The following is a 25339-nucleotide window of genomic DNA, read 5'->3' as shown; positions in this document are numbered from 1 at the left end:
ATGAACGATAAAGACCAGAACGACAGCCAGGAAATCGGCCCTGCAGGCGAAAAGCTGCAAAAGGTGCTGGCGCGTATCGGCGTGGGCTCGCGCCGCGACGTCGAAGCCTGGATCACCCAGAAGCGCATCAAGGTCAACGGCGTCGAGGCCACCCTGGGCCAGCGCGTCGACCTGCACGACGCAATCACCATTGATGGCAAGGTCATCAAGCGTGAAGAGGCCGCCGAATCGGTGCGCCGCGTGATCATGTACAACAAGCCCGATGGCGAGATCTGCACCCGTGACGACCCGGAAGGCCGTCCGACCGTGTTCGACAAGATGCCCAAGCCCAAAGAAGGCCGTTGGATCAACATCGGTCGTCTCGACATCAACACCACCGGCTTGCTGATGTTCACCACCGACGGTGAACTGGCCAACCGCCTGATGCACCCGTCCTACGAGATGGACCGCGAATACGCCGTGCGTGTGCGTGGTGAAGTCGATGATGAGATGATCGAACGCCTCAAGGCCGGCGTGGTGCTGGAAGACGGCCCGGCCAAGTTCACCGACATCAAGCAAGCCCCGGGCGGTGAAGGTTTCAACCACTGGTACCACTGCGTGGTGATGGAAGGCCGTAACCGTGAAGTGCGTCGCCTGTGGGAATCCCAGGGCCTGGTGGTCAGCCGCCTGAAGCGCGTGCGTTTTGGCCCGGTGTTCCTCAACTCCGACCTGCCGATGGGCCGCTGGCGCGAAATGAGCCAGTACGAAGTCGACATCCTCAGCGCCGAAGTCGGCCTGACGCCGGTCGCCATGCCGCAGATGAACGCCAAGAGCAAAGACAAGCTCGATCGTATGCAGCGTAAATCGTCGCGCCCCGTGGCCCGCACCGAACGTGTTGCCCGCACCCTGCGCCCGGCGCTGGATGCACCGGCTACCGGGGGGCGTATCTCACGTCAACCGCACATCGAAGGCGAGCGTCGCCCAACCGCGCCATCGCGCCAGGAAGGTGAACGTGCGCCACGCACCCCACGCCCGACCGGTCGTGGTGACGCGCCAAGCGGTGGTCGCAGCAACCGTGGTGACGCCGGTCGCGGTGCTCCAGCATCCGATCACCCAGCCGACAGCGCCAACACCAAGCGCCCGGCCAAGCCAGCGCCGAAAAAGCGCCCAGGCCTGAAACTGGTCGCGGACGAGCCATCGGGCAAGCGCCGTGGCGCACCGGCCGGTTCAGGTCAACGTCCAGGCTTTGGTCGCAAGAAACCGCAGTGATGTAACCGCGGCACACAAACGCCAACCCTAGGGTTGGCGTTTGTGTGCCTTGGAATAGAGATAAAACATGTGGGAGGGGGCTTGCTCCCGATAGCGGTGTATCAGCTTGCCAATCCGGCGACTGACGCACCGCTATCGGGAGCAAGCCCCCTCCCACAGTTGGATCTCCATCATTTTCAAGGTCGGTGATCAGAACGCAAAGGTGCCGTCAAAGACGGGTTTGTCATCCAACGCCAACACCCCACTGGCAAAGATCAGGTCCAGGTGATGGCTGCCTTTCTGCCCGCCACCCAAGCCCAGGTGCAAGCCGCAGTGGCGCTCCTCGAACCCGGCATTGCGCGCATACAGGTCCTTCACCCCTTCATTGGTGCCAATCCCCAGTTCCTCCACCCGGCGATTGGACGGGTTGGCATTCAGGTATTTATTGAAGTCGTCGGCCAGCCCCGGCACGTCACTGGCCACGCTGCAGATGGTCGAGTTTTCGATCCACAGTTCCAGTGGTGACTGCAGCACGCCGTACTTGCGTGCGAAGGGGATGGTGCTGAGAAAGGTGCCGACAAACCGCACCTGACCATTGATGGCCTCGCTGTGGGTGGCGATTTCGCCGGGGGCCAGGTCGTGGTTGCCGATGCCGTTGATATTGGTCCACTTCTTGATGCTGCTCATGGGCGCCTGCAGGCGTGAGCCGTGTTTGTCGGTAAAGCTCAGCACAGCGGCTTGGGACATGCGCCGGATCAGCGTGGCGTTGAGGTCGGCGATGCGCTGCGGCTCGACGCTGAAAGTGTCGTAGAAGTAGTCGCCGTAATCCTTGAACAGCAGGGATTTCTTCCAGTGTTCGGCCATCACGCCTTGCAGGGCACGGATGAAGTCCGGGCCTTCGGCGCGCGGGTTGGGCAGGGTGGAGGAATCGTAGAGGAACAGGTACAGGTCGCAGGCTTCGATGGCCTGCGCCAGGCTGTCGCTGTCGGCCAGGTCCAGGCGCTGCACCTGGAAGTTGAAACGGGCGGCGCTGCTCTGGGCGATCGCCTGGGCGATGGCGTCGTAGCGCTCGGTGTGGCCCAGCAGCACAGTGGGGCAGTTCAGGCCGCTGAGGGCCGGATGGTGTGCAAGGTAGTAGAGAAAGTGTTCAACGGCGCGGGCCTTGTCCATGACGTATGTCCTTGTGTGCCTTGGGTAAGGAGGCAGGTGCCGTGCACAGCACCTGCCGAATACGTGCCGGGTGTCAGAAAGGCCACATCGCCGTGCCAAATGGCACCACGGCATCGGCTTGCATCATTTCAACGGCGGCCTCGTGGGTCGGCGCTTCAAACCAATCGTCGAGCTGCAGTTCGGTTTCCAGGTCGTTTTCCAGTGCTTGCATGGTGTATCTCCTAGAGGACGTTGTTTGAGAACGGCTTGCCAGCGGGCTTCGCTGGGCAAGTGAAAGAACCTAGGTGAGAGTGTTTGGTAATGCAAAAAATTTATTGACACGGTCTCATTTGGATTTTTTCTTCTGTTTTTTCGCCGGCTTTTTTTCTTCAGCAAATACAGTGAGCTGGCGTCGCTAATGGTGATGAATTTTCCTACCGCCATTTTTTCAAAAACTTACAGCTGTAACGCAGATTTTCCATGCTGTAACGATTAATTTACGTGTACCTCGCGGCATGATTGGCCTATTTACCGCTGTAAGGAATACCTGACAGATCGTCGCACGTGCTCTGCGGGTGCGGCTTGAAGCTGTCGAGCGGTGTACAATGCGCCGCGTTTTACTGTGACCCCCTTGCGTAACCACGCAAAAGGCCAAGACCTCAGGGTTTACCCGCCCTGATCACTCCGCCTGGCCACGAGCCCGGCGGGTTCGATTTCGTCACAGATAAAAACAAATAGGTGACGCATGACCGTTAGAAAGACGCTGTACTCCTGGTGCCTGCGCTGGGGTTTGAGCGGCGCTGCTTGAGTCGGTAATTCAAGGCAGCAACCTGCATTCAACATCATCAAACCTTGCGTGAGACCCTTTTCATGAGTGAACCCCATTGCTCTTCAGGCGAGCTGAAACGCGGCCTGAAAAATCGGCATATCCAGTTGATCGCCCTTGGTGGCGCCATCGGCACCGGCCTGTTCCTGGGCTCGGCCGGCGTGCTCAAATCCGCCGGCCCGTCGATGATCCTGGGTTATGCCATCTGCGGCTTCATTGCCTTCATGATCATGCGCCAGCTCGGCGAAATGATCGTCGAAGAGCCGGTCGCCGGTTCCTTCAGCCACTTTGCCCACAAGTACTGGGGCGGTTTCGCCGGCTTCCTGTCGGGCTGGAACTGCTGGATCCTGTACATCCTGGTGGGCATGTCCGAGCTGACAGCCGTCGGCAAATACGTGCACTACTGGTGGCCGGAGATCCCGACCTGGGTCTCGGCGGCGGCGTTCTTCGTGCTGATCAACCTGATCAACCTGGCCAACGTCAAAGTCTTTGGTGAAGCGGAGTTCTGGTTCGCCATCATCAAGGTGGTCGCCATTGTCGGCATGATCGCCCTGGGCAGCTACCTGCTGGTCAGTGGCAGCGGCGGCCCGCAAGCCTCGGTGAGCAACCTGTGGGAACACGGCGGCTTCTTCCCCCATGGCGTCAGCGGCTTGGTGATGGCCATGGCGATCATCATGTTCTCCTTCGGCGGCCTGGAAATGCTCGGCTTTACCGCCGCCGAAGCCGACCAGCCACGCACTGTGATCCCCAAGGCGATCAACCAGGTGATCTACCGCATCCTGATCTTCTACATCGGCGCCCTGGTGGTGTTGCTGTCGCTGACACCATGGGACAGCCTGCTGGCCACCCTCAACGCCTCCGGCGATGCCTACAGTGGCAGCCCGTTCGTGCAGGTGTTCTCGATGCTGGGCAGCAACACCGCCGCGCATATCCTCAACTTCGTGGTGTTGACGGCGGCGTTGTCGGTGTACAACAGCGGCACCTACTGCAACAGCCGCATGCTGCTGGGCATGGCCGAGCAGGGGGATGCGCCCAGGGCGCTGGCCAAGATCGACAAGCGCGGCGTGCCAGTGCGTTCGATCCTCGCTTCGGCGGCGGTCACGCTGGTGGCGGTGTTGATGAACTACTTCATTCCGCAACATGCGCTGGAACTGCTGATGTCACTGGTGGTGGCCACGCTGGTGATCAACTGGGCAATGATCAGCTTCTCCCACTTCAAGTTCCGCCAGCACATGAACCGCACCGGCCAGGCGCCGTTGTTCAAGGCGCTGTGGTACCCGTACGGCAACTACGTGTGCCTGGCGTTCGTGGTGTTTATCCTGGTGATCATGCTGATGATTCCGGGGATCCAGGTGTCGGTGTACGCGATCCCGGTGTGGGTGGCGTTTATGGCGGTGTGTTATTGGATCAAGAACAAGCGCAGTGCTGAAGCGGCGTTGAACACCGCGAGTGCGGCGTTGAAGTAAACAGGCGCCTACCTGGAAAACCCCGCATCCTGTATAGGGCGCGGGGTTTTTGCATTTTGAGGCCGTCAACTTTTTGAAATCACACCGCTCATGTATTCATTCAAGTCGCGAAAGTCCTTAACGTTCCAGGCATGCGGCGGGACCTTTACTCCATTCTCGCGCAGCGTTTTTGGGATCAGGTCTCCATTCGGGCGAAGTATGACCGACGACACAATAACGCCCGGGTAAGCCGCCAGCCGTTTTTTGAAGGCTGGGGTTGTCAGGTCAGGTGTAGGCGGGTTGCTTTTCCTGGCCAACGGTCCCGTTGCCTTGAGGTCTGGCCCGTGGCACATGGCGCAGCGCTGTGAATAGAGGTTTTTGCCATTGGCGTTATCTGCAAAGGACAGTGACGTTTGAATGAGTGATAAGGTGCCGAGCAAAGTGATCAATAGTCTTTTCATTGTCATGCGTCCTTGTTGTCGAGGTTGTTGTCCTGATTGGGCGTGTCTGTTGCCTAGGGTTTATTGAGTGATGCTGGTTATTTCCAACAACGTGCACCTGCCCGATGCCGAAATCGAGTTGACCGCCATCCGCGCCCAGGGCGCCGGAGGGCAGAACGTCAACAAGGTGTCGAGCGCGGTGCACCTGCGATTCGATATTCCGGCGTCGTCGCTGCCGGCGTTCTACAAGGAGCGACTGCTGGCACTGCGTGACAGCCGTATCACCAGCGAAGGCGTGCTGGTGCTCAAGGCCCAGCAGTACCGGACCCAGGAACAGAACCGCGCCGACGCGCTGGAACGCCTGGTGGAGCTGATCCTCACTGCCACCAAGGTCGAGAAGAAGCGCCGCCCGACCAAGCCCACCCTGGGCTCGAAAAAGCGGCGCCTGGAATCCAAGACCAAGCGCGGCAGCATCAAGGCCGGGCGCGGCAAGGTCGACTTCTAGGCATCGCGCGCTTCGCGGGCCTTGGGCGCTTGCCGGTACAGGTAGACACTCAGCAGCAGCCCACCGAGGGCGGCGAGGGCGGCGAACAGGAAGATCGACGCAAAGCCGAAACCTGCCGCCACGGCCCCGGCCAGCGGCCCGGTAATGCCCAGCGACAGGTCGATAAACAGCGAATAGGCGCCCACCGCCGAACCACGGCTGGACGCGGGCACCAGGTTGACCGCCTCCACTCCCAGCGCCGGAAACACCAGGGAAAAGCCGAAACCGCTCAACGCTGCGCCGGCCAGGGCCAGGTTGGCATCCGGCGCCAACCACAACAGCAGCAGGCCGAGGATCTCCACCGACAGGCAAGCGATTGCCACGCGAAAGCCGCCGATACGGTTGATCAAGTTGCCGAACAGCAGGCGTGCACCGATAAAGCTGGCGCCGAACAGGCTCAATGCCCACACCGCGTTATCCCAATGCTGGGTGGTGTAATACAGGGTGATAAAGGTGGCGATGGTGCCAAAGCCGATGGAGCCCAGGGCCAACGCGCAACCGTGGGGCAACACCCGGCCCAGTACATTCATGAACGGCAGGCGCACGCCGGCGACGATGGGCGCAGCCACTTTGTTCCAGGCCAGCAACAGGCCGACGACCGCCAGCAGGATAATGCTGACGCCCATGCTCCACAGCCCGAAATTCCTCACCAGCAGCACGCCCAACGGTGCACCGACCGCCAGCGCGCCGTAACTGGCGATACCGTTCCACGAAATGACCTTGGCGGTATTGGCCGCGCCCACCCGGCCAATGCCCCAGCCGATGGCGCCTGAGCCCACCAGGCTTTCTGCGCTGCCCAGTACCAATCGACCGATGAGCAGGCTGGCCAGGCTGACGGCCGGCACGCTCGAAAACCACGCCGCAAGCAACATGAACACGCCGCTCGCGCCGCAGCCCACCAGGCCGATCAGCACCGCCCGCTTGCTGCCCAGGTTGTCGATGATTTTGCCTGCATACGGGCGGCTCAACAGCGTGGCCAGGTATTGCACGCTGATCACCAGGCCGGCGATCACCGCGCCGTAGCCCAGTTCACTGTGGACATAGCCCGGCAACACGGCCAGGGGAATGCCGATATTCAGGTAGCCGATAAAGGTGAACAACACGATGGAAACAACTTGCAGCGTGACCGCCATGGGGCGCTGGGTATCTGGCATGGGAGAGGTCCACTGTCGCAGCAGGTAAAGATAGGCTGCTAATGATACCGGGGCTTGGGCGTGCGCAGGGCGGTAAAACGCAAAAACGTCAGATCAAAAAGACGTCAGGCTTGAAGGGGGGCGAGTAACTGGGTGGTGACCAGGGCGGCCAGGGCGTTTTCCTGGGTGCCGAAGCGCTTGAGCAGCAAGGCTTGTTTGTCCGCGCTGAGGCGGTTCCACACGTCGACCATCTGCAGGGCGGTGTCGAGTACGGTGGTGTCCGGGAGGGTGTCTGTCATGGCGGGTACCTCGGGGTGATTCAGGCAGTGTGGAAAGCGTTCAAAGGTCCGCTTTCCACACGGTCTGGTACGGCGTCAGTCCTGGCTCTTGCTGTCGACTGGTTTTGCTTGTTTGGCCTCAGGCTGCTTCGCGCTGGCCTGCTGCGGTGTTGGCTGCTCAGTTTCGTGCAGGCTTGGGAAGGGGAGATTAGGTATCTCGTGCATCGTCGTCGCTCCTCGCAAAGTCTGTTTTTTCAATCGCAGGTGATTCCGCGCTCTCAAAAAGCCTTGGCAGGATACAGCACTGTAAATGACAAAAAGACTTTTATATCGCCGGGTGTACGAACCTTTTATCGTTTTTACGCAAGTGACAAGAGGTCACACCGTTCAGAACGGCACCTTGCCGAGGATCATGTCGCGGTACATCACAAAATCCCCGAGCAAGCTGTAGAACGGGTGCTGGAAAGTCGCCGGACGGTTCTTTTCGAAGAAGAAATGCCCGATCCAGGCAAAACTGTAGCCGGCAATCGGCACGGCCAATAACAGCCCCAGTGAGCCTCGGCCGATGGCATAGGCCAGGATGCCGATCACCAGGGTAGTGCCGATAAAGTGCAGGCGCCGGCAGGTGCTGTTGCTGTGCTCGGTCAGGTAATAAGGGTAAAACTCGGCAAAGCTGTTGAATCGCTTGAGGTTTTCCACTACGGCCGGCCCTTTGATTGTTGTGCCGCCGAACAGATGTTCGGCGGGGAGCTTATTTGAGTCTAGAGTGATCAGTGGTAACAGCCAGTGACAATAGATGCCACTTTAGTATCCTTGGCTTTCCTGGCTGCCGTTTTGAGCCTGCTTTATTCAAGAAGACGCCATGAGCGAACGAACAACGTCTGCAAGCTGGGCGATGGGGATAGTCAAGGCACTGGAAATGGACGGCCTGGATTGCCGCGCCTTGTTCAAGCAACTGGGCCTGGACTACGCCGCCCTGAGTGACCCCGATGCGCGGTTCCCGCAGGACTCCATGACCCGCCTGTGGAAGCGCGCGGTCGAGTTGTCGGGCAACCCGGCGATTGGCCTGAACATGGGCAAGGTGGTGCGCCCGGCGTCGTTTCATGTGGCCGGTTACGCCTTGATGTCCAGCAACACCCTGGCCGAAGGCTTCATGCGCTTGGTGCGTTACCAGCGGATCATCGCCGAAAGCGCCGACTTGAGTTTTCGACTATTACCTGAAGGCTATGCGCTGATTCTGACGGTGCATGGCGATCATCTTCCGCCGACCCGACAAAGCGCCGAAGCCTCCCTGGCCTGTGCGTTGGCGCTGTGCGGCTGGCTCACCGGGCGGACCCTGCAACCCCGCAAAGTGCTGTTGCAGGGCGATCAACCGGGGGACCTGGCCCCCTATAAACAAGCGTTCCATGCCCCGCTGGAGTTCGATGCGCCGTATGACGCGCTGATCTTTGAGCGCGCCGACATGGACGCGCCGCTGCCCACGGCCAACGAGGCCATGGCGCTGTTGCACGATCGATTTGCCGGTGAGTACCTGGCGCGGTTCTCCGAAAGCCGCGTGACCCACAAGGCGCGGCAGGTGCTGTGCCGGCTGCTGCCCCAGGGCGAACCCAAGCGCGAAGTGGTGGCCAAGACCCTGCACCTGTCCCAGCGCACCTTGCAGCGGCGCCTGCAGGAAGAAGGCACGAGTTTCCAGACCCTGCTCGACGACACCCGCCGCGAACTGGCCGAGCAATACCTGGCGCAGCCGCGCATGACCCTGTTGGAGATTGCCTACCTGCTGGGCTTTGCCGACCCGAGCAACTTCTTTCGCGCGTTTCGCCGCTGGTTTGATGCCACGCCCGGCGAATACCGGGCGCGGCTGCAGGACGCGTCGACGGTCAGTGACGCCAGAACGCCGGAATGCACAGAACAAAGACTGTGATGATTTCCAGCCGGCCCAGCAGCATGCCCAGGGACAGGATCCACTTGGCCGCATCCGGCAGGCTGGCGAAGTTGCCGGCCGGGCCAATGGTTTCCCCCAGGCCCGGGCCGACGCCGGACACGGTGCTGGCGGCGCCGGTGAGTGCGGTCATCCAGTCCAGGCCCAGCAGCGACAAGGCCAGGGCGATGGCGCAGATGGTGATGGCGAAGAAAAACGAAAAGGTCAGGATCGAACGCACGATCTCTTCGTCGAGGCGGTGGCCGTTGTACTTCTGCTTGATTACCGCGCGCGGGTGAATCAGCTGGTTCAAGTTGGCCTTGAGCAGGATATAGGCGACCTGGAAGCGGAAAATCTTGATCCCGCCCGCCGTGGAGCCGGAACAGCCACCGATGAAGCCCAGGTAGAAAAACAGCATCAGTGAGAAATTGCCCCACAGGCTGTAGTCCCCCAGTGCAAAACCGGTGGTGGTCACTACCGACGTGACGTTCAACGCCACATGGCGCAGGGCATCCAGCCAATGCAGGTTGGTGGTCCACCAGTACCAGGTGCCGAGCACCAGCCAGGTCACCAGCAACAAACCGAGCAGGCCCTGTACTTGCTGATCCTTGATCAATGCCTTGCGATTACCCCGCAAGGTGGCCACGTACAGGGTGAACGGCAAGCTGCCGAGGATCATCACCACCACCGCCACCCAGTGCACCGCCGGTTGTTTCCAGTGCGCCAGGGACTCGTCCGAGGTGGAGAACCCACCGGTGGAAATCGCCGACATCGCATGGTTGATCGCATCGAACAGGCCCATGCCGGCCCACCAGAACGCCAGGCTGCCGAGGATGGTGATGCCGACGTAGGCCGCCACGATCAGCCGCGCCACCATGTGCGAGCGGGGCATGACCTTCTCCGAGCGGTCCGAGGATTCGGTCTGGAACAGGCGCATGCCACCGATGCGCAGCAGCGGCAGGATCGCCACCGCCATGCCGATAAAGCCGATGCCGCCGAGCCAGTGCAGCAGCGAGCGCCATATCAAAATGCCGGGGGACAGGGTGTCCAGGCCGCTCAGCACCGTGGAGCCGGTGGCGGTGATGCCGGACATGCTTTCGAAAAACGAGTCGGTGTAGCTGATGTGCTGGGTCAGCAGGAACGGCAGCGCGGCGAATACGCATACCACCACCCAACTGCTGACCGTGAGCAGGTACATGTCTCGCGGACGCAGGTGCACGTGTTCGGGACGCCCGGGAATCACCAGGGCAAGCCCGGCGACAAAAGTGATCAGGCTGGCCCAGAGGAACGAGGGCAGGTCGCTGGTCCGTTCGAAAATCACCAGGGTGGCCATGGGCACGACCATGGCGATCGCAAGGGTGATCAGGAAGATGCCGATGATGAAACCGATGATGCGTAGGGTCGGCAACGCCATGAAGTAAGCTCGAAATAGGGCAGAGGCGCCATTCTACCTGGGGTGCAGGGCATGTAAACCGGCGGATTTGGGCACAACATGGATCAAATGTGGGAGGGGGCTTGCTCCCGATGTCGGTGTGTCAGTGAAGGAAGTATCTACTGAGCCACCGCTATCGGGAGCAAGCCCCCTCCCACATGGGTTTGCGGTGGTAAAGACAGTGCACAAAAAAGGCGACCCGAAGGCCGCCTCATTCAACACCGCGCTGATCAGAATTCGTGATCAGCGTTATCCGGGTTCAGGTCGCTGATGCCCAGCTTGCCGGCAGCGGCTTCGATCGAGCCGGTCTGCTTGACCAGGGCGGCGATGGCGTCACGCACGATCTGGTTACCTGCGTCGTTACCGGCCGCGATCAACTGGTCGTAGTGCTCACCCTTGTTGGCGTGATCAACCATGACCTGGATCTTCGCTTCGGTCGCCGCCAGGTCCGCTTTCAGCGCGGTATCGGCAGCCGGGTCGGCCTTGGCCACCAGGGACGACAGGCTGGCGCCGGTCAGTTTGGTGCCGTCGACGCGGGTGTACTCGCCCAGGTAGACGTTGCGGATGCCCTTGGCGTCGTAGAAGTGCGAGTAGTGGGTGTTGTCGCTGAAGCAGTCCTGTTCGTCTTCCGGCGAGTTGGCTTCCAGGGAAACCTTCATGCGCTCACCGGCCAGCTCGCCCAAGGACAGGCTGCCCATGCCGAACAACATTTTGCGCAGGCCGTCGGTGGCAGGTTCTGCCTCCAGGGTGGCGCGGTAGTTGTCTTCGACGTTGGGTTTCCAGTTGCCGACCATTTCCTGCAGGTCGCTGACCAGCAGTTGGGTCACGGCGGTCAGGTAGGCGCGGCGGCGCTCGTTGTGGCCGCCGGTTGCGCCGTCGCCGGTCAGGTAGTCCGACGCAGGGCGGTTGCCCGCGCCCGGGCCGGTGCCGTTCAGGTCCTGGCCCCAGAGCAGGAATTCGATGGCGTGGTAGCCGGTGGCGACGTTGGCTTCGGAACCGCCCAGCTCATTGAGGCTGGCGAGTTTTTCCGGGGTGATGTCCTTCACGTCGACCTTGTCTTCGCCGACCTGGACTTCGGTGTTGGCGATGATGTTGGCGGTAGCGCCCGGGTTGCCCAGGGCGTGTTCGTAGGATTTGTCGACGTAGTCGATCAGGCCTTCGTCCAGGGGCCAGGCGTTAACCTGACCTTCCCAGTCATCGATGATGGTGTTGCCGAAGCGGAACACTTCGCTCTGCAGGTACGGAACGCGCGCGGCAACCCAGGCGGCCCGGGCGGCTTTCAGGGTTTCGTCGTTTGGTTTGGCGAGGAAGGCGTCGATTGCGGTTTGCAGGGTTTTTGCCGTGGACTCGGCATCGCTGTACACCGCGAAGACCATGTCGGCGTAATGCGCAACCACGGCCTTGGCGGCCGCTTCATCGACCTGGCCGGCAGGGGTGGCAGCCGCTGGAGCGGTGGTGCTGGCAGCCGGGGTCGGCGCCTGGTTTGCTGCGGGCTTGTCTTTACCTTCGCCGCAACCGGCGAGAGAAATGGCAATGGCCAGCAGACTGGCGGTGGCCAGGGGCATACGAATCATGGCGAACATCCTGCTTCGGTTGTTGATGGGCGCGCGGGGGTCGCGCAAAACTGCGACATAATGCGAAAGATTTGCATTTTGTGTAAAGGGTTATACGCGGGAAATATTCAGTATCGTTTTGCCCGCTCAGAGAATGGCCGCGCCATTGCGCTCCGCCTGCTTCAAAAAAGCCGCCAACTCCCGGGCCGGCAGGGGTTTACTGTAGTAGTAACCCTGACCTTCATGGCAACCCTCGGAGATGATGTAGGCCTCCTGCTCCGCGGTTTCCACGCCTTCCGCGATGACCTGCATGCCCAGGCTTTTGCCCAGTTGGATAATGGCGCGAACGATGGTGGCGTCGTCATCGTCGTCCAGCAGGTCCTGGACGAAGCTTTTGTCGATCTTGATCTTGTCCAGGGGCAGGCTTTTCAAATAGCTCAAGGAGGAATAGCCGGTGCCGAAGTCATCAATCGCGATCAATGCCCCGGAGCGGCGCAGGCTCAACAGGTGTTGGGCGGCGGTGCTGATGTCTTCCATCAGGCCGGTTTCGGTGACTTCCAGCTCCAGGCTGCGCGGCGGCAGGCGGTAGATCTGCATCAGGTTGTTGACCACCCGTGGCAGCTCGGTGTGGTGCAACTGCACGGTGGACAGGTTGACCGCCATGCGCAGTTCGGTGAAGCCCAGGTCATGCCATTCGCGCAATTGTCGACAGGCCTGGTCCAGTACCCATTCGCCAATCGGAATAATGGTGCCGTTCTGTTCTGCCAGCGGGATGAACAGGTCCGGCGGCACCAGCCCGTGTTCCGGGTGCTGCCAACGGATCAGGGCTTCCACGCCTACCACACGCTGGTCGCGATAGCTGATCTGCGGCTGGTAGACCAGGTGGAACTGGTCGCGGCTGAGGGCATCGCGCAGGTCTTTTTCCAGCTCGCGGCGGCGGCGCATTTCGCTGTCGACGCTGGCGATATAGAACTGATAGCGGTTGCGAGAGCGGCTCTTGGCCAGGGTCATGGTCTGTTCGGCTTTTTGCAGCAGCTTCTCGGTGCTGTCGCCATCTTCGGGAAACAAGGTGATGCCGATGGTGGCGCGCAGGCGAATTTCCTCGTGGTCGAGGGCGAACTCCGCCTCCAGGTCGTCGAGGATACTTTGCGCCAGTTCGGCCGCTTCGTAGGGCTGGTCGATATCGGCCTGTACCAGCGCGAACTGGTCGCCCCCCAGGCGGGCGAGGGCGCCGAGGCGACCGCTGTGGGCGCGCAGACGGTCGGCCAGGGCCAGCAGCAATTTGTCGCCGGCCTGGTAGGTAAACTGCTCGTTGACGCTTTTGAAGTCATCCAGTCCCACGCACAGCACCGCCACCCGGCGCTGGCGGCGACCGGCGTCGATGAGGATCTTGTCCAGTTGCTCCTGCAGTTTCTGGCGGTTGGGCAGGCCGGTGAGGAAATCGTACTGGGCCATGCGCAGCAGGCTGGATTCCGCCTCATGGCGCAGGTGGGTGTTGCGCTCGATGGATTCGAGCAACTGGTTGGCGGTGTTGATCCACAACCCCAACTCGTTGCGCTCGTGGCCCTTGAGTTGCGGGATCTTGTGCTCGCTGGGGCGGTCCGGGTTGATCGATGTCAGGTGTTCGATAATCCGCGACAGCGGCTTGGTCAGCAGCCAGTGGTAAACCAGGTACAACACCAGGCCCATGGCCAAGGCGCGTAACACGCCGGAAATGAAGATGATCACCGAACTGACAATAAAGCCCTGGCCGTACGTGGCGGTGTCGAGGGTAATGCTCAGGTCACCGTAATATTCGCTGTAGGGGCCTTTGCCGACCAAGGCAGTGGTGAAGGTGCGTTCCCGGCCAAGAATCAGGTCGGTGAGCCAGCGGCTGGGGGAGTGCTGCAAGGCACGGCTTTTTTCTGCCAGCATGGTTTCGTTGGGATGGCCGATGGAGGCCATGCGCACCGCCTCGTCCTGGAACAGCCCCTCTATCACCTGCATGCCCATCTCGCGGTCCAGGCTATAGACGGCCTGGGTCGAGGGGTCGCGAAACATGTCGAGGATGCGCTGGGCATCACCGGCCACGGCCTGGCGCGTCTTGTAGGCATCGAAAACGATCTGCGCCACGCTCAGCGTCACGCCCACGATCAACGCCGACAGCAGCACGACCCGTAGCAACTTCACCGACAAGCTGTTTTTGAGTTCCAGCTTCAAAGGGGCATTCCTTGTCTCATGCGGGTGGCCTTCAATATGCCATGAGTATTGGCAATCTGAGGTTGGCAGTCAAAGGGACATTGGGGCATAAGCTCAATTGACGTTTTGGCTGACCAGCATTGAGAGGTACCAACGCAGATCGGTGCCTGGCAGACGTGGATAAAGAATCAGCATGCGGTACAAATATTGACTGGAGAGAAGGCGGAGCCGGTCCGCCTTCTGCGAGCCGGCGGTGTTAGTAATTAACCGGACCCTGTGGTTGTTGTCCTTCCCCGCCGATCTTTTCGCCGCCACCGGCTATGTCGATTTCCTCGTTTGTCATGTCCATTACTCCTTTGGCCAGATCCATACCCTTATCAAGAAGTCCCGTTATCATTGGGATTGCGCCCGTTGCCGCCGACATAGGATCCATCGTAATTCCTCACACGTGATTAAGAGGTTTATTCCTCCTACCCCTTGTGTGGTGAATCCTATTGGTGGGTTCCAGTATTTCTGGCTTGCCTATGCTGCACCCACAAAAAAGCCCGGCAATCGCCGGGCTCTTTCTACTGCAAGGGTTGCTTAGGCAGTGAAGGTCTTGCCTTCGAACTGCTCAGCGACGAACTTCCAGTTGACCAGGTTCCAGAACGCTTCCACATACTTTGGACGCACGTTGCGGTAGTCGATGTAGTAGGCGTGTTCCCACACGTCGCAGGTCAGCAGCGGGGTGTCGCCGCTGGTCAGCGGGTTGCCGGCGCCGATGGTGCTGGCCAGGGCCAGGGAACCGTCAGCCTTTTTCACCAGCCAGCCCCAACCGGAACCGAAGGTGCCGACGGACGTCTTGGTGAATTCTTCCTTGAACTTGTCGAACGAACCGAACGCGGCGTTGATGGCTTCAGCCAGCGCGCCGGTGGGTTGGCCGCCGGCGTTTGGTGCCAGGCAGTTCCAGTAGAAGGTGTGGTTCCAGACCTGAGCGGCGTTGTTGAAGATGCCGCCCGAAGAAGATTTGACGATTTCTTCCAGGGTCTTGCCTTCGAACTCGGTGCCTGGCACCAGGTTGTTCAGGTTCACGACATAGGTGTTGTGGTGCTTGTCGTGGTGGTATTCCAAGGTTTCCTTGGAGATGTGCGGCTGCAGGGCATCGTGTGCGTAGGGCAGCGGCGGCAATTCGAAAGCCATGATGATTCTCCTAATCAGGTCAGTTGCGGTGAGCGCAAGGCCGATCACGGGCGGCCAAACAAGCGCCGGGGAGTTTGTACTCTTTGCGGCGCAGGGTCCGGATCATAGCACCGGGGGTGCGGCAAAACCACGCAACAACTGTGTGGGATAGAGGTTCCAGAGCGTTTTGGAATATTCATCAGGCGCTGATCAATTGATAGGCCACGCTGAACATCATCGCCGCTACCAACAGGTCCAACAGGCGCCATGTCGCCGGGCGTGCCAGCCATGGCGCCAGCCAGGCCGCGCCGAGCGCCAGGGTGGCGAACCACAGCAACGATGCACTCGCGGCCCCGGCCACGTAGGCGCCGGGTTCGGTTTGTTGCGCGCCCAGTGAGCCGATCAGCAGCACCGTGTCCAGGTACACATGAGGATTGAGCAACGTGACCGCCAAGGCGCTGAGCAATACGGCGCGCAATGAGCGGACCTTGAGGTCGCCCCCTTGCTCCAGGCCCTGTGTCGAAAACGCCCGGCGCAGCGCCAGGGTGCCGTACCACAGCAGGAACGCGGCGCCGCCCCAGCGGGCAATCTCCAGCAGCAGCGGGTTTTGTGCCAGCACCGTCGCCAGGCCGAATACCCCGGCGGCCACGAGCAAGGCGTCGCACACCACGCACAACGCCGCCACCGGCAGGTGATGTTCACGGCGCAGGCTTTGCGCCAATACAAATGCGTTTTGCGTGCCGATGGCCATGATCAGCCCCAGGGCCACCAATAATCCGTTCAGATAGCTTTGCCACATAACCATTACTCCGAAGTCGCTGCCAGTTGCCGCAATACGTCCATGGCTCGCTCGGCATCCGCACGGCCGACGAACAGGTGGTCGTGGTAGTAGCCGGCGATCACGTTGCAACTGATCCCGGCTTTGCCGAGTGCGCTGGCGAAGGCGGCCGTCAGGCCCACGGCTTGCAGCGCTGAATGCACATTCAGGGTGATCCACGCGGCGATGTAGTCGAACGCCAGCCCGGCCTGTTCCGCCTGCCGGCGCTCCAGGATCAGGGTCAGGCCTTCCTGCTCGCGAAAGCTGCCGATGGCCTCGCAACCGGCCGGGATACGATGGTCAGGCAGGGTGCAGAACACGTAGTCACCGTCATTGAGCTGCGGGCTCATGCTGCGCAGCAGGGTTGCCAGGGCGGTTTCGCCAGCCATGGTGAAGGTTCCTTTTAAAGAGAGAAGCGATGCTGGCTATTCTCGTGGTCCAGGCTGTATAAGAAAAACCAATATTGCTGATCGCTCATTAGAGAAACTGATGTTCGACTATAAATTGCTTTCCGCCCTGGCGGCGGTGGTGGAACAGGCCGGCTTCGAGCGCGGTGCCCAGGTATTGGGGCTCTCGCAATCGGCGATTTCCCAGCGCATCAAGTTATTGGAAGCACGCATCGGCCAGCCGGTGCTGGTGCGGGTTACGCCGCCGGCGCCCACCGATATCGGTCGGCGTTTGCTTAACCATGTGCAGCAGGTGCGGCTGCTGGAGCGCGACCTGCAAAGCCAGGTGCCGGCGCTGGACGAAGAAGGCATGCCTGAACGCCTGCGCATCGCCCTGAATGCCGACAGCCTGGCCACTTGGTGGGCCGAGGCGGTCAGCGACTTCTGTGCCGAGCAGCATTTGCTGCTGGATCTGGTCGTAGAAGACCAGACGGTGGGACTCAAGCGCATGCGCGCCGGGGAAGTAGCCGCCTGTATCTGCGCCAGCGAGCGCCCGGTGGCCGGAGCCCGCAGCCTGTTGCTCGGCGCCATGCGTTATCGGGCGTTGGCCAGCCCTGCATTTGTTGCACGGCATTTCCCCCAAGGTGTGCGTGCCGAGCAACTGGCGCGCACACCGGCACTGGTGTTCGGCCCGGATGATTTCCTGCAGCACCGCTACCTGGCGTCTCTGGGCGTGGACGGCGGTTTCGAACACCATTTATGCCCATCGTCCGAAGGCTTTATCCGCCTGGCGGAAGCCGGGCTCGGCTGGGGGCTGGTGCCTGAGTTGCAGGTGCGCGACCAACTGGAAAAGGGCGTGTTGGTCGAGTTGATGCCAGATAAGCCCATCGATGTACCGTTGTACTGGCATCATTGGCGCAGCGGCGGGCAGCTGTTGGGCCTGTTGACCGACCACCTGGCCCAAGCCTGTGGACAATGGTTGGTGCCGTTGGACTGATGGCGGTCGTCAAGGCAACAGCGATGAAAAATGAAAGAACACGGGGTAATACATGAAGATTCTGGTCACCGGCGCAAGCGGCTTCATCGGCGGGCGCTTTGCGCGTTTCGCCCTGGAGCAGGGCCTGGACGTGCGGGTCAACGGGCGGCGCGCCGAGGGTGTGGAGCACCTGGTTCGACGCGGTGCCGAGTTTATCCAGGGTGACTTGAGTGATGCCGACCTGGTGCGCGACCTGTGCCGCGATGTCGAAGCCGTGGTGCATTGTGCAGGCGCCGTGGGCTTGTGGGGGAAGTACCAGGACTTCCATCAAGGCAACGTGCTGGTGACTGAAAACGTCGTGGAAGCCTGCCTCAAGCAGCGCGTGGGCCGTCTGGTGCACCTGTCGTCGCCGTCGATCTACTTCGACGGGCGCGATCACCTCGGGTTGACCGAAGAGCAAGTCCCCAAGCGCTTCAAGCATCCCTATGCGGCCACGAAGTACCTGGCCGAACAGAAAGTGTTCGGCGCCCAGGAGTTCGGCCTCGAGGTGCTGGCCCTGCGCCCGCGTTTCGTCACCGGTGCCGGTGACATGAGTATTTTCCCGCGCCTGTTGAAGATGCAGCGCAAGAACCGCCTGGCTATCGTCGGCGATGGTCTCAACAAGGTCGACTTCACCAGTGTGCACAACCTCAACGAAGCGCTGCTCAGCAGCTTGCTGGCCACCGGTTCGGCCCTGGGCAAGGCCTACAACATCAGCAACGGCACGCCGGTGCCGGTGTGGGATGTGGTCAATTACGTGATGCGCCAAATGGAGCTGCCCCAGGTGACCCGTTATCGCTCCTACGGCTTGTCCTACAGCGTGGCGGCGCTTAACGAAGCCTTTTGCGCAATGTGGCCCGGTCGTCCGGAGCCGGCGTTATCGCGCCTGGGCATGCAGGTAATGAACAAAGATTTCACCCTCGACATCAGCCGGGCCAGGCATTATCTGGATTACGAGCCCAAGGTCAGCCTGTGGACTGCCCTCGACGAGTTCTGCAGTTGGTGGAAGGCCCAGGATCCCGGGTTCAAATAAGGTCACAACAGGCAACACATCGGGAACCGAATTCCAGGTTCCGGGTCGATCAACGCGATGGGGTTGGGGTTTATACTCCCGTCGCTCGGCTTTCCAGCCAGCTAACTCACCGATTCAGGGTTGATTCATGCGTAACGATGCCAAAGACGATTTCGACAACATTCCCAGCCTGCGGGCCGATCTTGGGGATGACGATGATTTCGAACCTTCCCCGGCCACCTCGGTGCGTTCGCGCAACACGCCCGTGGTCAAGGTCAAGGGCGCCAGCACCGGCCCGCTGTGGGCATTGATCGGCGCGCTGCTGATCGCCTTCGCCGGCCTGGCCTGGTGGAGCTTCCAGCAGATTTCCCTGATGGGCCAGCAGTTGGTAGCCACCCAGGAAAGCTTTGCGCGCATCAGCGAAGAAGCGGCAGGGCGCCTGCAGGACATTTCCGGCAAGGTCGTAGCCAGTGAAGCCAACGTGAACAACGGCAGCGAAGCGCTGAAACTGCAGATCAAACAGCTGGAAACCCAGTTGCTGGAGCAGGGCAAGCAGCAACTCGGCGTTGCCGGCCAGGCCACCGAGCTGGACAAGCGCCTGGCGCAAATGACTGCCAGCACCACTGAGCTGTCGAGCGCCAATGCCAAGCTGCAGGGCCAGGTGCAAGCCTTGACCGATGCAGTGGCCACCCTGAAGGCAGCGCAGGGCGATGCCGGCAAGCGCGATACGGAGATAAAGGAATTGGCTGCTGATGTGGCCGCCTTGAAAAAGCAAGGTAACCCGAGCGCAGCCATCGCCCGTCTTGAGCAGGACCTCGTGGTACTCAAAAGCGCCCAGGACAGCCAGCCGGCCAACAGCGATGCGCCGACCAACAAGGAGTTCGACGTGTTCCGCATCCAGACCACCCGCAATATCACCACCTTGCAGAGCCAGGTGCAGAACCTGAATCAGCGCCTGAATGCGCCGGCGGCAGCAACGCCGCTCGGCCAGTAATATCGGGCCTGTGGCAAGCTTGCTTGCCACAGGCCGCCTAGGGGCTTGAATGTCACCATCTGGTGACATTTCCCATCCCCTTCGTTACTTGCCCCCACCTTGCCCTTGTTTAGACTCCGGTCATCCCACAAACAATAATAAGGGCCACCCATGACCACGCGACCACTGCCTGCCAGCAGTTGGCTGAATGCACCTGCCCATCACGACTGGCTCGCCGCCGAAGGGCAGCGCCTGCTGGCCTTCGCCAAGGCCTCCCGTCTGCCTGAGGGTTTTGGCAACCTCGACGACAGAGGCCAGTTGCCGGCCGATGCTCGCGCCGAAACCATGAATACCGCGCGCATGACCCACAGCTTCGCCATGGCCCATGCCATGGGCTTGCCGGGTTATGCCGAATTGGTGGCGCACGGTGTTGCGGCCCTGGGCGGACCTTTGCGTGACAGCGAACACGGTGGCTGGTTCGCCGTGCCCCAGGCCCTGGACGGCAACAGCGGCAAGGCGGCCTACCTGCATGCCTTTGTCGCCCTGGCCGCCAGCTCGGCCGTGGTGGCAGGCGCGCCCGGTGCGCAAAATCTGCTGAACAACGCCATCCATATCATCGACCAGTTCTTCTGGAGCGAAGAGGAGGGCGTGATGCTCGAATCCTTCGCCCGGGACTGGAGCGGCGTCGAAGCCTATCGCGGCGCCAACAGCAACATGCACGCCACCGAAGCCTTCCTGGCCCTGGCCGATGTCACCGCCGACACACGTTGGCTGGATCGCGCCCTGCGCATCGTCGAGCGAGTGATTCATACCCACGCCGCCGCCAACCAGTTCATGGTAATCGAGCATTTCGACGCGCAATGGAAACCCCTGCTCGATTACAACGAAGACAACCCCGCCGATGGCTTCCGCCCGTATGGCATCACCCCTGGCCATGGCTTTGAGTGGGCGCGGCTGGTGCTGCACCTGGAAGCCGCGCGCCTGCAGGCCGGGCTGGCCACGCCGGACTGGCTGCTGAGCGCCGCCAAGGGCCTGTTCGCCAGCGCCTGCGACTATGCCTGGGCCGTGGATGGCGCCCCCGGTATCGTCTACACCCTGGACTGGAACCACCGCCCGGTCGTGCGCGAGCGTCTGCACTGGACCCACGCCGAAGCCAGCGCCGCTGCCCAGGCCTTGCTCAAACGCACGGGTGAGCTGCATTACGAAACCTGGTACCGGCGTTTCTGGGAGTTTTGCGACACCCATTTCATCGACCGCCTCCACGGCAGCTGGCACCACGAACTCAGCCCGCACAACCAGCCCAGCAGCACCATCTGGGGCGGTAAACCGGACCTGTACCATGCCTGGCAAGCGGTCGTGCTGCCTGCACTGCCCCTGGCACCGAGCATGGCCAGCGCTTTAGGCGCTGGGTGTTATGTCACCAAGTGGTGACATTTGTGCATCCCTTTGTTACCTGTGCTCGAAAAAACCATGTTTAAACTCCGTGCAGCGCAAGCTCCAGACTTGCATGCATAACAACAAGAAAAGGTATTCAGATGAACGCGATTAATCGCCTCGCCGTAGCTATTTCCGTTGCCTCGTTGTTTCCCCTCAGTGCATTTGCCGCCGACTCCAAAGGGACGGTTGAAGTTGTGCATTGGTGGACCTCGGGTGGCGAAAAAGCGGCTGTAGATGTCCTGAAGGCCCAAGTAGAGAAAGACGGCTTCACCTGGAAAGACGGCGCCGTCGCAGGTGGCGGTGGCGCTACTGCCATGACCGTGCTGAAAAGCCGCGCGGTCGCCGGCAACCCGCCAGGCGTTGCCCAGATCAAAGGCCCCGACATCCAGGAGTGGGCCTCTACCGGCCTGCTCGACACCGACGTCCTGAAGTCCGTCGCCAAAGACGAAAAATGGGATTCCCTGCTCGACAAGAAAGTCTCCGACACCGTGAAGTACGACGGCGACTACGTTGCCGTACCGGTCAACATCCACCGCGTGAACTGGCTGTGGATCAACCCGGAAGTCTTCAAGAAAGCCGGTATCACCAAGAACCCAACCACCCTCGAAGAATTCTACGCCGCCGGCGACAAGCTCAAGGCCGCGGGCTTTATCCCGCTTGCCCACGGTGGCCAGCCTTGGCAGGACAGCACCGTGTTCGAAGCGGTGGTCCTGTCGGTAATGGGCGCCGATGGCTACAAGAAAGCCCTGGTCGACCTCGATAACGCTGCGCTGACCGGCCCGGAAATGGTCAAGTCCCTGACCGAGCTGAAGAAAGTCGCGACCTACATGGACGTCGACGGCAAAGGCCAGGACTGGAACCTCGAAGCAGGCAAGGTCATCAACGGCAAGGCCGGTATGCAGATCATGGGTGACTGGGCCAAGTCCGAATGGACTGCCGCCAAGAAAGTCGCCGGCAAAGACTACGAGTGCGTAGCCTTCCCGGGCACCGACAAAGCCTTCACCTACAACATCGACTCCCTGGCGGTGTTCAAGCAGAAAGACAAAGGCACTGCTGCTGGCCAGCAGGACATCGCCAAAGTCGTGCTGGGTGAAAACTTCCAGAAGGTGTTCAGCATCAACAAGGGCTCGATCCCTGTTCGCAACGACATGCTGAACAAAATGGACTCCTACGGTTTCGACTCCTGCGCCCAGACTGCCGCCAAGGACTTCCTGGCTGACGCCAAGACCGGCGGCCTGCAGCCAAGCATGGCGCACAACATGGCCACCACCCTGGCGGTGCAAGGTGCGTTCTTCGATGTCGTGACCAACTACATCAACGACCCGAAAGCCGACCCGGCCGACACCGCCAAGAAACTCGGCGCTGCGATCAAGTCTGCCAAGTAATGGTTGACCTTGTGAGGGGGACCCCTGACCCCTCACAAGGCGTGCTTCTGTAGTCCTTTTTCCCTGTATTGGATTTCCCCATGAGTTCTGTTGCTGTGTTCAGCAAAGCCTCGCCGTTCGATGCACTGCAGCGCTGGCTACCCAAACTGGTGCTGGCGCCCAGCATGTTCATCGTGTTGGTGGGCTTCTACGGCTACATCCTGTGGACGTTTGTGCTCTCGTTCACCACCTCTACGTTCCTGCCAAGCTACAAATGGGCGGGTCTTGCGCAATACGAGCGGTTGTTCGACAACGACCGTTGGTGGGTGGCGAGCAAGAACCTGGCGCTGTTCGGCGGGATGTTCATCGGCATCACCCTGGTGATCGGCGTGACGCTGGCGATTTTCCTCGACCAGAAAATCCGCCGCGAAGGTTTTATCCGCACCATTTACCTGTACCCGATGGCGCTCTCGATGATCGTCACCGGTACCGCCTGGAAATGGCTGCTCAACCCGGGCATGGGCCTGGACAAACTCCTGCGTGACTGGGGCTGGGAAGGCTTCCGTCTCGACTGGCTGATCGACCCGGACCGCGTGGTCTACTGCCTGGTGATTGCCGCCGTGTGGCAAGCCTCCGGCTTCATCATGGCGATGTTCCTCGCTGGCCTGCGTGGCGTTGATCAGTCGATCATCCGTGCCGCCCAGATCGACGGCGCGAGCCTGCCGCGCATCTACTGGAGCGTGGTGCTGCCCAGCCTGCGTCCGGTGTTCTTCAGTGCGGTGATGATCCTGGCGCACATTGCGATCAAGAGCTTCGACCTGGTGGCGGCGATGACGGCCGGTGGCCCGGGCTATTCGTCCGACCTGCCTGCGATGTTCATGTACTCGTTCACCTTCAGCCGTGGCCAGATGGGCATGGGCTCGGCCAGTGCAATCCTGATGCTCGGTGCGATCCTCGCGATCATCGTGCCTTACCTCTACTCCGAGCTGAGGACCAAGCGTAATGACTAGTCTCGCTGCCAAACCTGCCATCAGCCTGAGCCGCATCGCGATCTACGCGGTGCTGATCCTTGCAGTGTTGCTGTACCTGGTACCGCTGGTGGTGATGTTGCTCACCAGCTTCAAGACCCCGGAAGACATCAGCACCGGCAACCTGTTGAGCTGGCCGACCGTGGTCAGCGGCATCGGCTGGGTCAAGGCCTGGGCCACCGTGGATGGCTACTTCTGGAACTCGCTCAAGATCACCGTGCCGGCCGTGCTGATTTCCACCGCCATCGGTGCGCTGAACGGTTATGTGCTGTCGTTCTGGCGCTTCCGTGGTTCGCAGCTGTTCTTCGGCTTGCTGTTGTTCGGCTGCTTCCTGCCGTTCCAGACCGTGCTGCTGCCCGCGTCGTTCACCCTCGGCAAGATGGGCCTGGCCAGCACCACCACCGGCCTGGTGTTTGTGCACGTGGTGTACGGCCTGGCGTTCACCACGCTGTTCTTCCGTAACTACTACGTGAGCATCCCGGATGCGTTGATCAAGGCGGCACGCCTGGACGGAGCGGGTTTCTTCACCATCTTCCGCCAGATCATTCTGCCGATGTCCACGCCGATCATCATGGTCTGCCTGATCTGGCAGTTCACCCAGATCTGGAATGACTTCCTGTTCGGTGTGGTGTTCTCCAGTGGCGACTCCCAGCCCATCACGGTGGCGCTGAACAACCTGGTCAACACCAGCACCGGGGCCAAGGAATATAACGTGGATATGGCGGCGGCGATGATCGCCGGGCTGCCGACCCTGCTGGTCTATGTGATCGCAGGCAAGTATTTCGTGCGCGGCCTGACGGCCGGCGCGGTCAAGGGGTAATCATGGCTACGCTTGAACTTCGCAATGTAAACAAGACCTATGGCGCCGGCCTGCCCGACACCTTGAAGAACATCGAACTGTCGATCAAAGAGGGAGAGTTCCTGATCCTGGTCGGCCCTTCGGGTTGCGGTAAGTCAACGCTGATGAACTGCATCGCCGGCCTTGAGACCATCACCGGCGGCGCGATCATGATCGGCGACCAGGACGTCAGCGGCATGAGCCCCAAGGACCGTGACATCGCCATGGTGTTCCAGTCCTACGCGCTGTACCCGACCATGAGCGTGCGCGAGAACATCGAGTTCGGCCTCAAGATCCGCAAGATGCCCCAGGCCGACATCGACGCCGAAGTGGCGCGCGTGGCCAAGCTGCTGCAGATCGAACACCTGCTCAACCGCAAGCCGGGCCAGCTCTCCGGCGGCCAGCAACAGCGCGTGGCCATGGGCCGGGCCCTGGCGCGTCGGCCGAAGATCTACCTGTTCGACGAACCGCTGTCGAACCTCGATGCCAAGCTGCGCGTCGAGATGCGTACCGAAATGAAGCTGATGCACCAGCGCCTCAAGACCACCACGGTCTACGTGACCCACGACCAGATCGAAGCGATGACCCTGGGCGATAAGGTGGCGGTGATGAAGGACGGCATCATCCAACAATTCGGCACGCCGAAAGAAATTTACAACGACCCTGCTAACCTATTTGTGGCAAGCTTTATCGGTTCACCACCGATGAACTTCGTTCCTATGCGCCTAAAACGCAAGGACGGGAAGTTGGTGGCGCTGCTCGACAGCGGCCAGGCGCGATGCGAATTGCCGCTGGGTATGAACGACGCCGGCCTGGAAGACCGTGATGTGATCCTGGGCCTGCGCCCGGAGCAGATCGTGTTGGCGGCGGGTGAGGGTAATGGTTCATCGAGCATTCGTGCCGAGGTCCAGGTCACCGAGCCGACCGGCCCGGACACACTGGTGTTTGTGCAGCTCAATGACACCAAGGTCTGCTGCCGTTTGGCGCCTGATGTGGCGCCGCAGGTGGGCGAGACCCTGACACTGCAATTCGATCCATCCAAGGTATTGCTGTTCGACGCCAACACGGGCGAGCGCCTCGGCACTGCTTCTTCATTGCCCGCACAGGGGCATGCGGACAACGTGGCCCAATTCAAAGGTCGCTGAAGTAGATAAGTTGTTGTTTTAGATGAAAAAAAGTAACCCGCGT

General features: G+C 60.9%; 25 protein-coding genes. 12 read left to right on the top strand and 13 right to left on the bottom strand.

Annotated features, from left to right (window positions below):
* Positions 1-1248: a 23S rRNA pseudouridine(2605) synthase RluB gene (gene rluB, locus F6S08_RS23535; RefSeq protein ID WP_315872394.1), complete on the top strand. Its 1248-nt coding sequence runs from the start codon at positions 1-3 to the stop codon at positions 1246-1248.
* 189 nt (positions 1249-1437) lie between these two features.
* On the opposite strand, the gene F6S08_RS23530 is transcribed toward rluB, so the two are convergent.
* Positions 1438-2397 (bottom strand): leucyl aminopeptidase, encoded by a 960-nt coding sequence (locus F6S08_RS23530; RefSeq protein WP_065925918.1) that lies wholly within the window; start codon positions 2395-2397, stop codon positions 1438-1440.
* Between the two features lie 73 nt (positions 2398-2470).
* A complete protein-coding gene (locus F6S08_RS23525) occupies positions 2471-2608 on the bottom strand; it encodes a hypothetical protein (protein ID WP_003175756.1) in 138 nt (45 codons plus the stop codon).
* A 638-nt stretch (positions 2609-3246) separates the two neighbouring features.
* On the opposite strand from F6S08_RS23525, the gene F6S08_RS23520 reads away from it, so the two are divergent.
* Complete coding sequence (locus F6S08_RS23520) at positions 3247-4668, top strand: amino acid permease (RefSeq protein WP_065947874.1); 1422 nt, start codon at positions 3247-3249, stop codon at positions 4666-4668.
* Between the two features lie 65 nt (positions 4669-4733).
* Here the strand turns inward: F6S08_RS23520 and F6S08_RS23515 are convergent, their stop codons facing one another.
* Positions 4734-5108, bottom strand: coding sequence for a cytochrome c (locus tag F6S08_RS23515; RefSeq protein WP_065925921.1), 375 nt, complete (start codon positions 5106-5108; stop codon positions 4734-4736).
* Between the two features lie 70 nt (positions 5109-5178).
* Here F6S08_RS23515 and arfB point away from each other — a divergent pair, with 70 nt between their 5' ends.
* Positions 5179-5592 (top strand): alternative ribosome rescue aminoacyl-tRNA hydrolase ArfB, encoded by a 414-nt coding sequence (arfB, locus tag F6S08_RS23510; protein WP_065925922.1) that lies wholly within the window; start codon positions 5179-5181, stop codon positions 5590-5592.
* Here arfB and F6S08_RS23505 read toward each other — a convergent pair.
* The 3 genes from F6S08_RS23505 to F6S08_RS23495 form a co-directional block, all read right to left on the bottom strand.
* Complete coding sequence (locus tag F6S08_RS23505) at positions 5589-6785, bottom strand: MFS transporter (RefSeq protein ID WP_065947872.1); 1197 nt, start codon at positions 6783-6785, stop codon at positions 5589-5591. The two genes, arfB and F6S08_RS23505, sit on opposite strands and share 4 nt — an antisense overlap.
* 104 nt (positions 6786-6889) lie before the next feature.
* Positions 6890-7063 (bottom strand): hypothetical protein, encoded by a 174-nt coding sequence (locus F6S08_RS23500; RefSeq protein ID WP_315872393.1) that lies wholly within the window; start codon positions 7061-7063, stop codon positions 6890-6892.
* Between the two features lie 366 nt (positions 7064-7429).
* The gene (locus F6S08_RS23495; RefSeq protein ID WP_315872392.1) at positions 7430-7741 is read right to left on the bottom strand and encodes a DUF962 domain-containing protein; all 312 of its coding nucleotides are present in this window, start codon (positions 7739-7741) and stop codon (positions 7430-7432) included.
* A 163-nt stretch (positions 7742-7904) separates the two neighbouring features.
* Between F6S08_RS23495 and F6S08_RS23490 the strand changes: the two genes are divergently transcribed.
* A complete protein-coding gene (locus tag F6S08_RS23490) occupies positions 7905-8963 on the top strand; it encodes an AraC family transcriptional regulator (protein WP_315872391.1) in 1059 nt (352 codons plus the stop codon).
* Here the strand turns inward: F6S08_RS23490 and F6S08_RS23485 are convergent.
* The 7 genes from F6S08_RS23485 to F6S08_RS23455 all read right to left on the bottom strand — a co-directional run bounded on the left by F6S08_RS23485 (position 8920) and on the right by F6S08_RS23455 (position 16487).
* Positions 8920-10374, bottom strand: coding sequence for a TrkH family potassium uptake protein (locus F6S08_RS23485; RefSeq protein WP_065925925.1), 1455 nt, complete (start codon positions 10372-10374; stop codon positions 8920-8922). The genes F6S08_RS23490 and F6S08_RS23485 overlap by 44 nt on opposite strands.
* Before the next feature lie 248 nt (positions 10375-10622).
* Positions 10623-11966, bottom strand: a complete 1344-nt coding sequence (locus F6S08_RS23480; RefSeq protein ID WP_027605583.1) for an imelysin family protein — start codon at positions 11964-11966, stop codon at positions 10623-10625.
* Positions 11967-12092: 126 nt separating this feature from the next.
* Complete coding sequence (locus F6S08_RS23475) at positions 12093-14144, bottom strand: putative bifunctional diguanylate cyclase/phosphodiesterase (protein WP_027605584.1); 2052 nt, start codon at positions 14142-14144, stop codon at positions 12093-12095.
* 235 nt (positions 14145-14379) lie between these two features.
* A complete protein-coding gene (locus F6S08_RS23470; protein ID WP_159440256.1) occupies positions 14380-14556 on the bottom strand; it encodes a hypothetical protein in 177 nt (58 codons plus the stop codon).
* Positions 14557-14705: 149 nt separating this feature from the next.
* A complete protein-coding gene (locus tag F6S08_RS23465) occupies positions 14706-15302 on the bottom strand; it encodes a superoxide dismutase (RefSeq protein ID WP_003212997.1) in 597 nt (198 codons plus the stop codon).
* Positions 15303-15480: 178 nt separating this feature from the next.
* Positions 15481-16080 (bottom strand): LysE/ArgO family amino acid transporter, encoded by a 600-nt coding sequence (locus tag F6S08_RS23460; RefSeq protein ID WP_074847519.1) that lies wholly within the window; start codon positions 16078-16080, stop codon positions 15481-15483.
* Between the two features lie 5 nt (positions 16081-16085).
* Positions 16086-16487: an ACT domain-containing protein gene (locus tag F6S08_RS23455; RefSeq protein WP_027605586.1), complete on the bottom strand. Its 402-nt coding sequence runs from the start codon at positions 16485-16487 to the stop codon at positions 16086-16088.
* Positions 16488-16587: 100 nt separating this feature from the next.
* Here F6S08_RS23455 and F6S08_RS23450 point away from each other — a divergent pair, with 100 nt between their 5' ends.
* From F6S08_RS23450 to F6S08_RS23415, 8 genes are all read left to right on the top strand, one after another.
* Positions 16588-17481 carry a LysR family transcriptional regulator ArgP gene (locus tag F6S08_RS23450; protein WP_065925928.1) on the top strand — a complete coding sequence of 298 codons (894 nt, stop codon included), beginning with the start codon at positions 16588-16590 and terminating at the stop codon, positions 17479-17481.
* A 52-nt stretch (positions 17482-17533) separates the two neighbouring features.
* Complete coding sequence (locus F6S08_RS23445; RefSeq protein WP_027605588.1) at positions 17534-18532, top strand: NAD-dependent epimerase/dehydratase family protein; 999 nt, start codon at positions 17534-17536, stop codon at positions 18530-18532.
* 127 nt (positions 18533-18659) lie between these two features.
* Entirely contained in the window at positions 18660-19505 is an 846-nt protein-coding gene (locus F6S08_RS23440) for an ATPase (protein WP_065947868.1), read from the top strand.
* Between the two features lie 150 nt (positions 19506-19655).
* Positions 19656-20915: an AGE family epimerase/isomerase gene (locus F6S08_RS23435; RefSeq protein WP_315872390.1), complete on the top strand. Its 1260-nt coding sequence runs from the start codon at positions 19656-19658 to the stop codon at positions 20913-20915.
* Positions 20916-21019: 104 nt separating this feature from the next.
* Positions 21020-22306: an ABC transporter substrate-binding protein gene (locus F6S08_RS23430; RefSeq protein ID WP_027605591.1), complete on the top strand. Its 1287-nt coding sequence runs from the start codon at positions 21020-21022 to the stop codon at positions 22304-22306.
* 80 nt (positions 22307-22386) lie between these two features.
* The gene (locus F6S08_RS23425; protein WP_003175732.1) at positions 22387-23295 is read left to right on the top strand and encodes a carbohydrate ABC transporter permease; all 909 of its coding nucleotides are present in this window, start codon (positions 22387-22389) and stop codon (positions 23293-23295) included.
* A complete protein-coding gene (locus F6S08_RS23420) occupies positions 23288-24133 on the top strand; it encodes a carbohydrate ABC transporter permease (RefSeq protein ID WP_027605592.1) in 846 nt (281 codons plus the stop codon). The genes F6S08_RS23425 and F6S08_RS23420 overlap by 8 nt, the downstream gene beginning before the upstream one ends.
* A 2-nt stretch (positions 24134-24135) precedes the next feature.
* The gene (locus tag F6S08_RS23415; protein ID WP_065939136.1) at positions 24136-25296 is read left to right on the top strand and encodes an ABC transporter ATP-binding protein; all 1161 of its coding nucleotides are present in this window, start codon (positions 24136-24138) and stop codon (positions 25294-25296) included.
* Positions 25297-25339 lie beyond the last annotated feature (43 nt).

The organism is Pseudomonas sp. JV449 (assembly GCF_032424295.1).
In the GTDB taxonomy this organism is placed as follows: domain Bacteria; phylum Pseudomonadota; class Gammaproteobacteria; order Pseudomonadales; family Pseudomonadaceae; genus Aquipseudomonas; species Aquipseudomonas marginalis.
The sequence above is the reverse complement of the archived record's forward strand: the minus strand, read 5'-3'. Positions and strand labels throughout refer to the sequence as shown.

Excerpts from the sequence above, each read along its gene's own strand:
- rluB (WP_315872394.1), top strand. The coding sequence starts at position 1 with ATGAACGATAAAGACCAGAACGACAGCCAGGAAATCGGCCCTGCAGGC.
- F6S08_RS23530 (WP_065925918.1), bottom strand. The coding sequence starts at position 2,397 with ATGGACAAGGCCCGCGCCGTTGAACACTTTCTCTACTACCTTGCACAC.
- F6S08_RS23525 (WP_003175756.1), bottom strand. The coding sequence starts at position 2,608 with ATGCAAGCACTGGAAAACGACCTGGAAACCGAACTGCAGCTCGACGAT.
- F6S08_RS23520 (WP_065947874.1), top strand. The coding sequence starts at position 3,247 with ATGAGTGAACCCCATTGCTCTTCAGGCGAGCTGAAACGCGGCCTGAAA.
- F6S08_RS23515 (WP_065925921.1), bottom strand. The coding sequence starts at position 5,108 with ATGAAAAGACTATTGATCACTTTGCTCGGCACCTTATCACTCATTCAA.
- arfB (WP_065925922.1), top strand. The coding sequence starts at position 5,179 with ATGCTGGTTATTTCCAACAACGTGCACCTGCCCGATGCCGAAATCGAG.
- F6S08_RS23505 (WP_065947872.1), bottom strand. The coding sequence starts at position 6,785 with ATGCCAGATACCCAGCGCCCCATGGCGGTCACGCTGCAAGTTGTTTCC.
- F6S08_RS23500 (WP_315872393.1), bottom strand. The coding sequence starts at position 7,063 with ATGACAGACACCCTCCCGGACACCACCGTACTCGACACCGCCCTGCAG.
- F6S08_RS23490 (WP_315872391.1), top strand. The coding sequence starts at position 7,905 with ATGAGCGAACGAACAACGTCTGCAAGCTGGGCGATGGGGATAGTCAAG.
- F6S08_RS23485 (WP_065925925.1), bottom strand. The coding sequence starts at position 10,374 with ATGGCGTTGCCGACCCTACGCATCATCGGTTTCATCATCGGCATCTTC.
- F6S08_RS23480 (WP_027605583.1), bottom strand. The coding sequence starts at position 11,966 with ATGATTCGTATGCCCCTGGCCACCGCCAGTCTGCTGGCCATTGCCATT.
- F6S08_RS23470 (WP_159440256.1), bottom strand. The coding sequence starts at position 14,556 with ATGGATCCTATGTCGGCGGCAACGGGCGCAATCCCAATGATAACGGGA.
- F6S08_RS23465 (WP_003212997.1), bottom strand. The coding sequence starts at position 15,302 with ATGGCTTTCGAATTGCCGCCGCTGCCCTACGCACACGATGCCCTGCAG.
- F6S08_RS23460 (WP_074847519.1), bottom strand. The coding sequence starts at position 16,080 with ATGTGGCAAAGCTATCTGAACGGATTATTGGTGGCCCTGGGGCTGATC.
- F6S08_RS23455 (WP_027605586.1), bottom strand. The coding sequence starts at position 16,487 with ATGGCTGGCGAAACCGCCCTGGCAACCCTGCTGCGCAGCATGAGCCCG.
- F6S08_RS23450 (WP_065925928.1), top strand. The coding sequence starts at position 16,588 with ATGTTCGACTATAAATTGCTTTCCGCCCTGGCGGCGGTGGTGGAACAG.
- F6S08_RS23445 (WP_027605588.1), top strand. The coding sequence starts at position 17,534 with ATGAAGATTCTGGTCACCGGCGCAAGCGGCTTCATCGGCGGGCGCTTT.
- F6S08_RS23440 (WP_065947868.1), top strand. The coding sequence starts at position 18,660 with ATGCGTAACGATGCCAAAGACGATTTCGACAACATTCCCAGCCTGCGG.
- F6S08_RS23435 (WP_315872390.1), top strand. The coding sequence starts at position 19,656 with ATGACCACGCGACCACTGCCTGCCAGCAGTTGGCTGAATGCACCTGCC.
- F6S08_RS23430 (WP_027605591.1), top strand. The coding sequence starts at position 21,020 with ATGAACGCGATTAATCGCCTCGCCGTAGCTATTTCCGTTGCCTCGTTG.
- F6S08_RS23425 (WP_003175732.1), top strand. The coding sequence starts at position 22,387 with ATGAGTTCTGTTGCTGTGTTCAGCAAAGCCTCGCCGTTCGATGCACTG.
- F6S08_RS23420 (WP_027605592.1), top strand. The coding sequence starts at position 23,288 with ATGACTAGTCTCGCTGCCAAACCTGCCATCAGCCTGAGCCGCATCGCG.
- F6S08_RS23415 (WP_065939136.1), top strand. The coding sequence starts at position 24,136 with ATGGCTACGCTTGAACTTCGCAATGTAAACAAGACCTATGGCGCCGGC.